This is a genomic window from Nocardia sp. NPDC019219, assembly GCF_040632645.1.
GTDB classification, from domain to species: domain Bacteria; phylum Actinomycetota; class Actinomycetes; order Mycobacteriales; family Mycobacteriaceae; genus Nocardia; species Nocardia sputorum.
Genome location: NZ_JBEYCG010000002.1, coordinates 448,124 through 460,412, shown reverse-complemented (window position 1 = coordinate 460,412; position 12,289 = coordinate 448,124). Strand labels below are relative to the sequence as shown.

The window sequence follows — 12,289 nt, the reverse complement described above, 5'->3', positions numbered from 1 at the left end:
TCAGGCCGTTCGCGCTTCTACCATCCGAGGATGAGCATTGGTGCAAAAGCTGTCCTCGAAGGCGGGCCGCAAGATCTGCCCGCGCGCATCGTCCCGATCACGCCACCCGGAGTGGAACTGAAGGTGCCGTACCGCGGCGGATACGAGCACTTCAAGGTCACCCAGCGGGAACAGGACACCCCGGAGGGACGGCTGCGCGTGTACGAATGGTGCGATCGCACGAAGATCGCGGAGTGAGCCGGCCTTACCTGCTCGGGGGCGGCAACCCGCCCCCGGTCGCGCAAATCTGACCGAATTCGACTCGCCCCCTGGACAAAAGCGTAACCAACTGGTTACGCTTTTGTCGTGGACGAGGTAGCCGGCGCGATCGCCGATCCGGTGCGCCGGGAGATCATGGAATTACTGATCGGCACCCGGCGCACCGCCGGGGAGATCGCCGGGCACTTCGCGATCAGCCGCCCCGCCGTGAGCCGGCATCTGCGGGTCCTGCGCGAAAGCGGGCTCGTCCGCGACGAACTCGTCGGCAGGGAACGCTTCTACGTGCTCGACACCGGCCCGCTCGCGGCGCTCACCGAGTGGCTCGCGCGATTCCAGCAACCGGCCACCTGGGCACACCACCTCGACGCACTCGAAACCGAGGTGTACCGGACCAGACGCGAGCGCCGTTCCGGCGGCCAGGACACGATCCAGAGCACCGCCTGAGCGGTGCGGCCCGGAGGCGGTTGCCGAGCGTCACCGCGCAGAGCTCCGCCCCCACGAGAAAGGACAACCCATGACCAAGCACCCCACCGGACGACTGTTCCCCGCTGACACGGGCCGGGATCTGGTGCTGATCCGCACCTACCGCGCACCGATCGAAGACGTCTGGGCCAGCGTCACCGAACCCGACCGCACCGCACGCTGGTTCGGACCGTGGGAAGGCGAGGCGGGACCGGGACGAACGATCAAACTGCAGATGGTTTTCGAAGACCAGCAGCCGTGGATGCAACTGCGCATCGACGCCTGCGAACCTCCGCATCGCCTCGCCGTTTCCGCCATCGACGACCACGGTGACTGGCAGCTGGGCCTGACGCTGCGCGAAGCGGCGGGAACCACCGAACTACGGTTCACCCATCACCTGCGCAGCGACACCGAGATCACTCAGCTGCCACAGGTCGGCCCCGGCTGGGAGTACTACCTGGATATGCTCGGGGCGGCCCGCGCACAGAACGACCGCCCCGATTTCGCCCACTACTATCCCGCCATGCAGGAGTACTACGCGCGCCTGGTCGACTAGTCGTCGAGTTGCGCGAGCACCTCGTCCGGGATGTCGACGTTGGTGTAGACGTTCTGCACGTCGTCGCTGTCCTCGAGGGCGTCCACGAGTTTGATCACCTTGCGGGCGCCGTCGGCGTCCACCGCGACCGACACCGAGGGCTGGAAACCCGACTCGGCGGAGTCGTAGTCGATCCCGGCGCTCTGCAGCGCGGTGCGCACGGCGATCAGATCGCCTGGCTCGCTGATGATTTCGAACGACTCACCGAGATCGTTGACCTCCTCGGCGCCCGCGTCGAGCACGGCCATCAACACATCGTCCTCGGACAGGCCGTTCTTCTCCAGGGTGACGACGCCCTTGCGATGGAACAGGTAGGCCACCGAGCCCGGGTCGGCCATATTGCCGCCGTTGCGCGTCATCGCGACCCGTACCTCGCCCGCGGCGCGGTTGCGGTTGTCGGTGAGACATTCGATCAGCACGGCGACACCGTTGGGCCCGTAGCCCTCGTACATGATCGTCTGCCAGTCGGCGCCGCCGGCTTCCTCGCCACCGCCGCGCTTGCGAGCCCGCTCGATGTTGTCGTTGGGGACCGACGACTTCTTCGCCTTCTGGATGGCGTCGTACAGCGTCGGATTGCCATCCGGGTCACCGCCACCGGTCCGGGCCGCCACCTCGATGTTCTTGATCAACTTCGCGAACAGCTTGCCGCGCTTCGCGTCGATCGCAGCCTTCTTGTGCTTGGTGGTGGCCCATTTGGAATGGCCGCTCATTCCCTACTTCCTTCAGGTCGGTGGCACGTCTGGTCTGTGTACGGTACCGGCACGGCCGGGCGGACAACTTCCCCAGCCTACTCGGGCGGCCCCTACGGCCGTGCGCAGCGGCCCCGGCTATCCGCCCGCTCGCACCGCGCGGACGTCATCACCCCGCGCCCTCATGCCGAGCGGACCATCTCCACGAACATCCGGTGCACCCGCAGATCGCCGGTCACTTCGGGATGGAACGACGTGGCCAGCACGTTGCCCTGCCGGACCGCGACGATCCGGCCCGCGGCCGGGCCGGCCGGCACCGTGGCCAGGACCTCGACGCCCGCGCCGGCCCGCTCGACCCACGGCGCCCGGATGAACACCGCGCGCACCGGGCCGCCGGTCAGCCCGGCGAACGGCAGATCGGTTTCGAACGAGTCGACCTGGCGGCCGAAAGCGTTGCGCCGCACCGTCATGTCGATGCCGGACAGATGCTCGGCGTCCGGGCGGGTGTCGAGCACCTCCGACGCGAGCAGGATCATGCCCGCGCAGGAACCGAAAGCGGGCATGCCGTCGCGCAGTCGAGCGCGCAGCGGCTCCAGCAATTCGAAGGCCTGCAGCAACTTGCTGATCGCGGTCGACTCGCCACCGGGCAGCACGAGCGCGTCCACGGCCGCGAGTTCAGAATCGCGCCGGACCAGCACCGGCTCGGCGCCACAGCGGCCGAGCGCGGCGACATGCTCCCGGACGTCGCCTTGCAGCGCGAGCACGCCGATGGTGGGCCGGGACTGCTCCGGTCCGGTGTCGGCGGCGGGTGCGGCGACCGAGGTAGCGTTCACGCCGGAAAGCTTACGAGCCCTGCCGATGTGGGCCCGCTCACGGTCGCCTGCCACGCGCACCTCACCGCAGCCCCGGATCAGTCCTCGCGCATCGTTCGGATGAGGCCTTCCTGCACCACGGCGGCAACCAGCTTGCCCTCCGTGGTGAAGATCTTGCCGCCGGTCAGGCCCCGGCCGAATCCAGCGGATGGCGACGACTGGTCGTAGAGCAGCCACTCGTCGGCGCGGAACGGCCGCAGGAACCACATCGCGTGATCGAGCGAGGCGTTCTGGGTCGGCTCGTCGGGATGGATGACCTTGGAGGAACCCAGCAGCGTCATATCGCTCATGTAGGCGAGGGTGCACACGTGCAGCAGCGGATCGTCGGGCAGCAGGTGCCGGTAGCGGAACCACACCTGCTGCTGGGAGACCACGCCGTCGCGGCGGGACACGTTCTCCTGCGGGACCATGCGGATGTCCCAGTGTTCCCATTCGCGCATCGCCCACAGCCGTTCGGGCGACATCGTGGTGCTCGCGTCGGGCAGATCGTCCGGCATCGGGACGTCGGGCATGACGTCCTGGTGCTCCGGTCCCTGGTCGCCGACGTGGAACGACGCCGACATGGTGAAGATCGCGGCGCCCTCCTGGATGCCGGTGACCCGGCGGGTGCAGAACGACCGGCCGTCGCGGATGCGCTCGACCTGGTAGACCGTGGGCTCTTGCGGATTGCCCGGCCGCAGGAAGTAGCCGTGCAGCGAGTGCACTTGGAATCGCGGTTCCACCGTCCGCACCGCGGACACGAGCGCCTGGCCGGCAACCTGGCCGCCGAATGTGCGCTGCAGCTGGGTCTTGGTGGACGCGCCACGGAAGATGTCCCGCTCCAGCCGCTCTATCTCCAGCGCCTCTTCGATTGTCGCCATGCGCTGAGATTATCCCGGCCGCTCGCGGCTTCGCCGGTCGGCCGCCGGTGAACGACCGGCAACGCCCACGCTCCCGGCCGTCCCGACTTTGCTGAGATGGACCGGTGCCACGCTTTCTGCCCATCACACCCGACAGCCTCGTCGAGCGGGTGTCCCGTCCTGTCCTGACCGCGACCTCGCACACGGTGATCGCCGTCGACGGCGCGGACGCGGCCGATCCGGCGGCGCTCGCCCGGCGGATCGTCGCGGCGCTGCGCGACGCGGGCCGGTCGGCCGACATGGTCTCCCTGCACGACTACGTACGACCCGCCTCACTGCGCATGGAGTTCGGGCGCACCGACGAGATGTCCTATCGCACCGCCTGGTTCGACTATGCCGCGCTGCGCCGCGAAGTGATCGATGCGCTCCGCGGCCACGGCCGGTGGCTGCCCGCCCTCTGGGACGAAGCCGCTGACCGGTCCGCGCGCGCCGCGATCCGGACGGCGCTGCCCGCGACCACCCTCGTCATCGCGGGGCCGATGCTCGCGGGCCGCCACCTCGACGCCGACGTGACCCTTCGACTGGACCTGTCCGAAGCCGCACTCCGCCGCCGCACCCCGCCCGAAGCACGGTGGACGATTCCCGCCCTCCTGCGCCACGACGCCGAGAACCCCTCCACTCCGACCTTCTTCGTCCGCTGGGACCACCCCGATCGGCCGGCGCTTCGAGTCGACGAGAACCAGGCGGACTAGGTTCGTGCCGTCTCTGCCGTTCTCGCCCGATCCGATGAGCGTCGGATCGGATAGTCGAATGCGCATAGCAACGTAGCGACATGTTGCTCGGCATCGGTCACACCAGCCGATGTCCCCCGTCCACGTGCAGGACGGTGCCGGTGATGAAGGGATTGCGCATCACCCCGAGCATCGCCTGCGCGATATCGGAGGGACGGCCGATGCGACCGACGGGCAGGCGGGCGGCGAGCTGCTGGTGACGTTCGGTCTTCGCGGGCCCCGCGATGGTGTCCCAGATCGGGGTGTCGACCCATCCTGGTGAGACCACGTTGACCCGGACGGGCCCGAGTTCGAGGGCCAGGGCGTAGGCCAGTGAGGCGAGGGCGCCGTTGACGGCCGCCACCATGGCGCCGCCCGGCGCCGGCCGATAGGCCGCGACGCCGGAGGTGAAGGTCACCGAACCGCCGGGCACCACCCGGGCGTGCTTGGCCAGCAGCGTGGGGCCGATCAGCTTGGACGACAACAGATTCCGAGCCAGGTCGGGGTCGAACCCGGCCAGTGGCCGATAGGCGCCGGTGACATCGGCGGCGGTGGTGACGACATGATCGACCGGCTCCCGCTCGGCGAACAAACGCTCGAGGTCCGCTTCGCGAGTGATGTCCGCGACCGCCGAGCGCACCGTGCCCGGCCCCTCGGACAGGGTGCGCTCCGCCGCGGCCAGCCGTTCGGCCGAACGACCTGCGATGGTGACCTCCGCACCCTCGGCGATCAGCGCGGCCGCCAGCGCCAGTCCCATGCCGGAGCCGCCGCCCACGACGACGACACGTTCGGGTGATGTCCTGCTTGCTGTCATGGCTCCAGCCGACCATCGCCGCGGCCGAGTGTCCATGTCGCGCTGCCGAATACGCCTTAGCCCGGGCCTAACGCCGCAGGCCGGGGGACGAATCCGGGGCGCACGGGGCGGCGCGCCTCACCGCCCCGTTTCCACCCGTCAGGGAATGCAGGCCGGGGATTGCTGGTTCAGGTTGGCGAGCGCTTGGCAAGCCCACGTCTTCTGCACCTTCCACTTGCCGCCGTCCAGCACGAACGGAACGTCGACCTGGTTCTCCTGCCCGTTGATGGTGAACTTGGCCTGGGCGGTGACGCTGTCGCCGAAGGCGGTCACTCCGGTGACCACCGCCGTGGCGTTCGCCTGCCGGAACGCTTCGGCCAACCGGTTGGGCAGGCCGGGATCGGCTTCGATGCCCTGCACGGAGTCGAGTTTCTGCTCGTTCGGCACCGCGGGGTCGAGCGCCTTCTGCAACATGGCGTTGAGCTCGTCGGCGGTGGGCGCGGCGGGCGTGGTCACGGTCGCCGAGGCGCCTGCTGTCGTGCGGGTGGACTTGGGCGAGTCGCTCTTGTCGTCGCTGCCGCAGGCTGCGAGGCTCAGGGCGGCCACGAGGGCCAGGCCCGCTGCTGCGATGCGTCCGGTCTTGAGAAGCTTCAACTGTTCGTCCTTTGCGCTCGGATCGATCCGACGGTGGGAGGGCGCGACATGGCCGGGACGGCCATCGAATGGCGAAGCTACTGAGCGTGATTGTGAGAACCATGAGACGACCTTGCGGCCGCCGTAAGAGTTGAACCTAGCACCGGAAGCGGGCCGCGCGGCCTATTCCGCCGACAGTTCGCCCGTCAGCGCGGCGACCAGCGCCGCGACGGCGGGATCGCGCACCGCCGCGCGCCAGGCGACCGCGTAGGTCACCCGTAGCGGCGCGCCGCGCAGCGGCCGCCAGACCAGACCGGGCAGGCCGTTCACGCGCGACGAACCGAGCCCGATCACGTCGTGCCGTGACGGCAGCACCGCGAGCATCTGCGCATGCCCCATCGCACTGTCGCTCAGCCGTACCCGGGCGCCGTGTCCCGCGAGCGTGCGCAACAGCGAATCATGGAGGCCCGCAGCGGATTCACGCGCGAACAAGATCAGCTCGTGACCACTGAGCTCGGCCGGGTCGAGCAGCGCCGCGCTCGCGAGCGGATGCCGCTCGGACATGACCACGCCCAGTTCCTCGCGGGCCACCGCGCGTTGCGCGAAGCGTTCGGGCAGCTCGACCGGGGTGCGGAGGAGCGCAAGGTCGACTTCGTCGTCGTCGAGGAAGCGCACCTGATCGGCGGTGGTCCCACCGGTGAGCACCAAGCGACCGCCGGGCACTGCGGCGGTGAGCAGGCTGTCGATGCGGGCGGGCAGCCACGGCGGGACGCCGTTCAACAGTCCCAGGCGCAGCACCGGGGCGCCTGCCACGGCGGCGCGCCGGGTCTGCCGGACCGCGTCGTCCATCGCGCGCAGCACGTCCTTGCCGGTGCGCAGCAGCACCGCGCCCGCGGCCGTCAGCTCCACCCGCGGCTCCCGGACCAGCAGTGGGCCGCCCAGCTCCCGCTCCAGCACCTTGATCTGCTGGCTGAGCGTGGGCGTCGAGATGAACAATCGCTCCGCGGCCCGGCGGAAGTGCAACTCCTCCGCCAGAACCACGAAGTACCGCAGCTGCCGCAACTCCACGCGGCAGACGCTACCGGCCGGGAATCACCAACCGCGCTCGGCCAGGCGGTGCGGCTGCGCGATCTCCTCGACGTTGATGCCGACCATCGCCTCGCCGAGACCGCGCGACACCTTGGCCAGGACGTCCGGATCGTCGTAGAAGGTGGTGGCCTTGACGATGGCGGCGGCGCGCTGGGCCGGGTTGCCGGACTTGAAGATGCCCGACCCCACGAACACGCCCTCGGCGCCGAGCTGCATCATCATCGCGGCGTCGGCGGGGGTGGCGATGCCGCCTGCGGTGAACAGCACGACCGGCAGCTTGCCGGTCTCGGCGATCTCGCGGACCAGCTCGTAGGGCGCCTGCAGCTCCTTGGCCGCGACGAACAGCTCGTCCTCCGGCAGCGACGACAGCCGGCGGATCTCCTGCCGGATCTTGCGCATGTGCGTGGTCGCGTTGGACACGTCACCGGTGCCGGCCTCGCCCTTGGAGCGAATCATGGCCGCGCCCTCGGTGATCCGGCGCAGCGCCTCGCCGAGGTTGGTGGCGCCGCAGACGAACGGCACGGTGAAGTTCCACTTGTCGATGTGGTTGGCGTAGTCGGCGGGGGTGAGCACCTCGGACTCATCGATGTAGTCGACACCGAGGCTCTGCAGGATCTGCGCCTCCACGAAGTGGCCGATCCGGGCCTTCGCCATCACCGGAATGGACACCGCCGAGATGATGCCGTCGATCATGTCCGGATCGCTCATCCGGGACACGCCGCCCTGGGCACGGATGTCGGCGGGCACCCGCTCCAGCGCCATCACCGCGACCGCGCCGGCGTCCTCGGCGATCTTGGCCTGCTCCGGCGTGACGACATCCATGATCACCCCACCCTTGAGCATCTCGGCCATGCCGCGCTTGACGCGGGCGGTACCGACGGTCTGGCTGGTCTCAGGGGTGGTCACGGCAAACTCCTCCAGGCATGTGCGCCAATCGATCACTCGGGGTCGAACGCCACGATTCTAGGTGGCCGCAAAAGGCCACTTGATAGCCAGTTGGAGGGCACTGGCCTGGTGTGATCTCGGTTATGGCGCCCTACGCCGGGAAGGCTCGGCTGTCGTGCCGTCCCGGCGCCGCACCGGCCTGCGCCGGGCGCTGGATCACAGCGGGCCGACCACCAGCAACGTCGCCCAGTACTCCGCGGCCGCGGGTCCGATCAGCGGCAACAGGAAATCGAACAGCAGGTACGACATGAACCAACTACCTCCACAACCGAGCAGGAACGCCCCGCTGTCAGCGGGACCACGACACCGAACTGGCATGCGTCCCTGTCAGCAGTACCCTTCGGCGCCCCGAATCATCGCGACGGTATCACGATCGTGAAACACATCACACCCCGTCGTGCGGCCGGTCAGCGGATGGAACGGACCTCCGGATCGGCGGTTCCCGACGCCGCCTCGGCGGCTTCGGCGAGCAGTTCGTCCAAGTGATATGGGTAGACCGTCTCGCCGGAGCGGTCCAGCGCGACGATGTCCGCCGCGGTGCACCATCGGTGCCCGGTGATGGAGCGGCGTTCGATCAGCGTCCGGTTCGCCGCGTGCGGCTCGAAAGCCCGCCCGCGCAGCGCGAAGAACAGTTCCTCGGAGCGGATCAGCTCACCGTCGAACGGAAACACCGCGACCCGCCGCCAGATGGGGCCGCGCAGGTCGGCCGGATCCGCGCGATATCCGGTCTCCTCGTAGAGTTCCCGCACCGCCGCCGAACGCAGGCTCTCCCCCGGCTCCACGCCGCCGCCGACGGTGAACCAGAACGACACCTCCGGCGTCTTCGGGTCGTTGCCGCGCATCAGCAGCGTCCGGTCGTTTTCGTCGAACAGCACGACCCGCGCGGTGGTGCGGATGGTGTCGACCGCCAGGCCCGTGGACGCCGCAGGGGTGGCGCGCTCGGTGATCTCGAAGTAGGACGGCAGCGGTGCGGTACCGCCGAGGTGCAGGATGCGGACCGAGCGGCGCGTGCGCAGCGCCAGCGTGTCGCGCACGGCGTCGTTGTGGAAACGGCGGGCGATCAGCACCCGGGCTTCGGCGTCGGCCAGTTCGGCGACCAACTGGGGGCGCAGCGTGCCGATGTCGACCGCCGACAACGCGGAAGACAGCCGGTTCTCCACGGTCTCGCGTTCGTCACGACCGGTGCGCTCGGCCCGGTCCGCGAGCGCCGACAGCTGTCTGGCCTGCTCCGCCATGGCCGCATCGGATACCGGGCCCGCGATCGCCATGGCGACCGACCGGGCCACCACCGCCCGCCGGGCCAGCGCCGCGTCGAGTGCCTGCCAGGACTGGTCTGAGCGCACGTGCAGCCGGTCCAGGCGGTTGGCGGTGGAATACGCCCACAACCCGATCGCCACCACGACCGCGGCGATCAGCGCGAGGACGAGAACGGTCGTCGCGGAGAAGGTGATCATCCGGCAGCCCGCACTCTGGTGTCGCCGACGGTCACCGTCTCGTAGACGCGCAGGATCTGTTCGGCCACCACCGGCCAGTCGTACTCGCCGACCACCTGCGTCGCGGTGTGCACCAGGGCTTCCCTGCGCACGTCGTCGGTGAGCACGGTGTGCAGCGCGGCGGCCAAGGCCGCCGAGTCGCCGACCGGGACCAGCATGCCCGCCGTGCCGTCCCGCAGCACCCGGCGGAAGGCGTCGAGCTCACTGGCCACGACCGCGGTGCCCGCCGCCATCGCCTCGATGAGGATGATGCCGAAGCTCTCCCCGCCCAAGTTGGGCGCGACGTACACGTCGGCGCTCCGCATCGCCGAAGCCTTCTCCTCGTCGGACACCTGGCCGAGGAAACGCAGGTGACCGGACAAGGTGCCCGCTTCGCGGCGCAGCCGGTCCTCGTCGCCGCGGCCCACGATCAGGATTTCGACGTCGGGATGCCTGCCCACCAGCTCGGGCAGCGCACCGAGCAGCACGTCCATGCCCTTGCGCGGCTCGTCGTAGCGTCCCAGGAACAGCACCGTCCCACCGGGGCGCGGATAGCCCGGCAGCATCGGCGCGCGGGCGAACGCCGGGACGTCGACACCGTTGGGGATCTCCACCGCGTCCGAGCCCAGCGCCTCGACCTGCCAGCGGCGCGCCAGCTCCGACACCGCGATACGGCCGGAGATCTTCTCGTGGTACGGCCGCAGTACGCCCTGAAAAGTGCTCAGCACCAGTGATTTCGTCGTCGAGGTGTGAAAGGTCGCGACGATGGGGCCCTCGGCGATCTTCAGCGCGAGCATGGACAGACTGGGCGCGTTCGGTTCGTGGATGTGCAGCACGTCGAAATCGTTGCCGTCGATCCAGCGGCGGATCCTGGCATAGGCCATGGGCCCGAACGACAGCCGGGCCACCGACCCGTTGTACGGGATGGCCACCGCTCGGCCCGCCGACACCACGAACTCCGGCAGCGGGGTGCCCTCGGACGCGGGCGCCAGAACGCTCACCTTGTGCCCGCGTTCGAGGAACACCCGTGCCAGTTCGACCACATGCGCCTGCACCCCGCCGGGGACGTCGAACGAATAGGGGCAGACCATGCCGATCTTCATGGCGATACGTCTCCCTGCTCGACCTCGAGGCTCGCCTGCGCGGCCGCGATCATGGCGCGCCGCTGGGGCGAGAGATCGCTCTCCCACAATGGTTGCAGCATGTGCCAATCCGCGGGATGCTCGGCGATATTCGCTGCGAAGCGGTCTGCCAGCGCCTGGGTGGCCGCGGCCACCCCTGCGGAAACATCCAGTGCCGCCTCGGTTTTCAGGCCCCAGTTCTCGCGGCCGTCGGCATCGACCTCGAACCACGCGTGCACCGGCAGCAGCGCCGCGCCGGTCTCGATGGCCAGCTTCGCCGCGCCGGCGGGCATCCAGGTGCGCTCACCGAAGAATTGAACGGGAACGCCTTTGCCGGTGAGGTCGCGTTCACCCATCAGGCACACGACCTTGTTCTGCCGCAGGCGCGCCGCCAACTGACCGAACGGCGGTTGCTCGCCACCGGTCAGCGGGAACACCTCGAAGCCGAGGCTCTCCCGGTAGGCGACGAACCGCTCGAACAGCGATTCCGGCTTCAGCCGCTCGGCCACGGTGGTGAGGCCGCCGTAGTGCTGCACCAACCAGACGCCCGCCATGTCCCAGTTGCCGGAGTGCGGGAGCACCAAGACCACGCCCCGGCCCTCGGCGAGCGCGGCATCCAGATGTTCCAGCCCGCCGACGTAGTAGTCGATCGCGGCATGGTCCATCGTGGGCAGCCGGAACGCTTCCCGCCAGTACCGGGCGTAGGACCGCATGCTCGCGCTGATCAAGTCGTCCGGCACGTCCGCCGGAAGCACGCCGAGCACACGTGCCAGATTGCGCCGCAACTGGTTCGGCGCGCCGCCCGCGTGGAACTCCCGGTTGGCCCGCCGGGCGACCCGGTCGGCGCCCCACTCGAACAGTCGCCGGGCCGTCGGCTCCGGCAGCGCACGCACCAGCCGCCAACCCGCCGCGTAACCGGCGGCGCCGAACCGCTCCCCGATTGTCATGCACACTCCCGCGCCGTGAATCCGCACTTCGCCGTCACCACTGTCCGGACGCCACCGCGCATCGGTCGGCGTCCGGCCCCAGGTGAGGTCACGACGGAAGTCCCGTGGTGCCGGTGGTGCCCGCGCTCGGGCTCGGGCTCTGCGGCTGCCCCGCCGGGATCACCGTGCGCGCCCCCGGCGAGTTGCGCACGGCCAGCACCCGCTGACCGACGGTGACGATGCTGAGCACCGCGAGGATCCATATGGCGACGTGCACGGCGTAGGTGAGCCACTCGATGTCCCAGTAGCCGCCGATCCCGGTGAACCCCGCGCCGACCAGCACGATGATCAGCCGGTCCGGCCGCTCGATGATGCCGCCGTCGGCGGACAGCCCGCTGGCCTCGGCGCGCGCCTTGGCGTAGGAGATCACCTGCGAGGTCACCAGGACGACCAGCGTCGCGGCGAACAGCGGCTTGTGCTGCTCGTGGAAGACCGCCCACCAGGCCAGCCCGGCGAAGATGGCGCCGTCGGCCAGCCGGTCGCACGTGGCGTCCAGCACCGCGCCGTATTTGGTGCCGCCGCCGCGCGCCCTGGCCATGGCTCCGTCGAGCATGTCGAACATGACGAACAACCAGATCACCATGGTTCCCCAGAACAGGTGTCCGGTCGGGAAGAGCGTGACCGCGGCGACGATGGAGGCGGTCGTGCCGATCAGCGTCATGGCGTCGGGGGTGAGTCCCGTGCCGACCAGCGCCCGGCCCAGCGGAGCCGTCGCCTTGGCGAACGTCTCGCGGCCGAAGAAGCTCAGCACGGCCGCTCCGCCCG

General features: G+C 69.6%; 15 protein-coding genes. 4 read left to right on the top strand and 11 right to left on the bottom strand.

All coding sequences use genetic code 11. The features are described from left to right. Window positions 1-30: 30 nt before the first annotated feature. The 3 genes from ABZ552_RS06650 (at window position 31) to ABZ552_RS06640 (ending at window position 1,276) form a co-directional block, all read left to right on the top strand. Window positions 31-237: a DUF5988 family protein gene (locus ABZ552_RS06650; protein ID WP_195083639.1), complete on the top strand. Its 207-nt coding sequence runs from the start codon at window positions 31-33 to the stop codon at window positions 235-237. Between the two features lie 108 nt (window positions 238-345). Next, on the top strand, window positions 346-702 hold the full coding sequence (locus tag ABZ552_RS06645) for a metalloregulator ArsR/SmtB family transcription factor (protein ID WP_159837959.1): 357 nt from the start codon (window positions 346-348) through the stop codon (window positions 700-702). A gap of 70 nt (window positions 703-772) precedes the next feature. After that, a complete protein-coding gene (locus tag ABZ552_RS06640) occupies window positions 773-1,276 on the top strand; it encodes an SRPBCC family protein (protein WP_281878916.1) in 504 nt (167 codons plus the stop codon). Here ABZ552_RS06640 and ABZ552_RS06635 read toward each other — a convergent pair. From ABZ552_RS06635 to ABZ552_RS06625, 3 genes are all read right to left on the bottom strand, one after another. Continuing rightward, complete coding sequence (locus tag ABZ552_RS06635; protein WP_357435892.1) at window positions 1,273-2,025, bottom strand: YebC/PmpR family DNA-binding transcriptional regulator; 753 nt, start codon at window positions 2,023-2,025, stop codon at window positions 1,273-1,275. The two genes, ABZ552_RS06640 and ABZ552_RS06635, sit on opposite strands and share 4 nt — an antisense overlap. Window positions 2,026-2,186: 161 nt before the next feature. Then, a complete protein-coding gene (gene pdxT / locus ABZ552_RS06630; protein WP_281878915.1) occupies window positions 2,187-2,837 on the bottom strand; it encodes a pyridoxal 5'-phosphate synthase glutaminase subunit PdxT in 651 nt (216 codons plus the stop codon). A 77-nt stretch (window positions 2,838-2,914) separates the two neighbouring features. Beyond that, entirely contained in the window at window positions 2,915-3,736 is an 822-nt protein-coding gene (locus ABZ552_RS06625; RefSeq protein ID WP_281878914.1) for an acyl-CoA thioesterase II, read from the bottom strand. 104 nt (window positions 3,737-3,840) lie between these two features. Between ABZ552_RS06625 and ABZ552_RS06620 the strand changes: the two genes are divergently transcribed. Then, window positions 3,841-4,467 (top strand): hypothetical protein, encoded by a 627-nt coding sequence (locus tag ABZ552_RS06620; protein ID WP_281917852.1) that lies wholly within the window; start codon window positions 3,841-3,843, stop codon window positions 4,465-4,467. Between the two features lie 97 nt (window positions 4,468-4,564). Here the strand turns inward: ABZ552_RS06620 and ABZ552_RS06615 are convergent, their stop codons facing one another. The 8 genes from ABZ552_RS06615 to pgsA form a co-directional block, all read right to left on the bottom strand. Beyond that, window positions 4,565-5,299 carry an SDR family oxidoreductase gene (locus ABZ552_RS06615; protein ID WP_281917851.1) on the bottom strand — a complete coding sequence of 245 codons (735 nt, stop codon included), beginning with the start codon at window positions 5,297-5,299 and terminating at the stop codon, window positions 4,565-4,567. A 138-nt stretch (window positions 5,300-5,437) separates the two neighbouring features. Further along, window positions 5,438-5,932, bottom strand: coding sequence for a hypothetical protein (locus ABZ552_RS06610; RefSeq protein ID WP_281878908.1), 495 nt, complete (start codon window positions 5,930-5,932; stop codon window positions 5,438-5,440). Between the two features lie 162 nt (window positions 5,933-6,094). Further along, window positions 6,095-6,979, bottom strand: coding sequence for a LysR substrate-binding domain-containing protein (locus ABZ552_RS06605; RefSeq protein WP_357435889.1), 885 nt, complete (start codon window positions 6,977-6,979; stop codon window positions 6,095-6,097). A 24-nt stretch (window positions 6,980-7,003) separates the two neighbouring features. Then, window positions 7,004-7,906: a pyridoxal 5'-phosphate synthase lyase subunit PdxS gene (gene pdxS, locus ABZ552_RS06600; RefSeq protein WP_357435887.1), complete on the bottom strand. Its 903-nt coding sequence runs from the start codon at window positions 7,904-7,906 to the stop codon at window positions 7,004-7,006. A 446-nt stretch (window positions 7,907-8,352) separates the two neighbouring features. Further along, window positions 8,353-9,396, bottom strand: coding sequence for an NUDIX domain-containing protein (locus ABZ552_RS06595; protein WP_281919541.1), 1,044 nt, complete (start codon window positions 9,394-9,396; stop codon window positions 8,353-8,355). Beyond that, window positions 9,396-10,520, bottom strand: coding sequence for a glycosyltransferase family 4 protein (locus tag ABZ552_RS06590; RefSeq protein WP_281878905.1), 1,125 nt, complete (start codon window positions 10,518-10,520; stop codon window positions 9,396-9,398). Before ABZ552_RS06590 ends, ABZ552_RS06595 begins: the two co-directional genes overlap by 1 nt. Continuing rightward, the gene (locus ABZ552_RS06585) at window positions 10,517-11,485 is read right to left on the bottom strand and encodes a phosphatidylinositol mannoside acyltransferase (protein ID WP_281917849.1); all 969 of its coding nucleotides are present in this window, start codon (window positions 11,483-11,485) and stop codon (window positions 10,517-10,519) included. The genes ABZ552_RS06590 and ABZ552_RS06585 overlap by 4 nt, the downstream gene beginning before the upstream one ends. 88 nt (window positions 11,486-11,573) lie before the next feature. Further along, a complete protein-coding gene (gene pgsA, locus ABZ552_RS06580; RefSeq protein ID WP_357435885.1) occupies window positions 11,574-12,275 on the bottom strand; it encodes a phosphatidylinositol phosphate synthase in 702 nt (233 codons plus the stop codon). Window positions 12,276-12,289 lie beyond the last annotated feature (14 nt).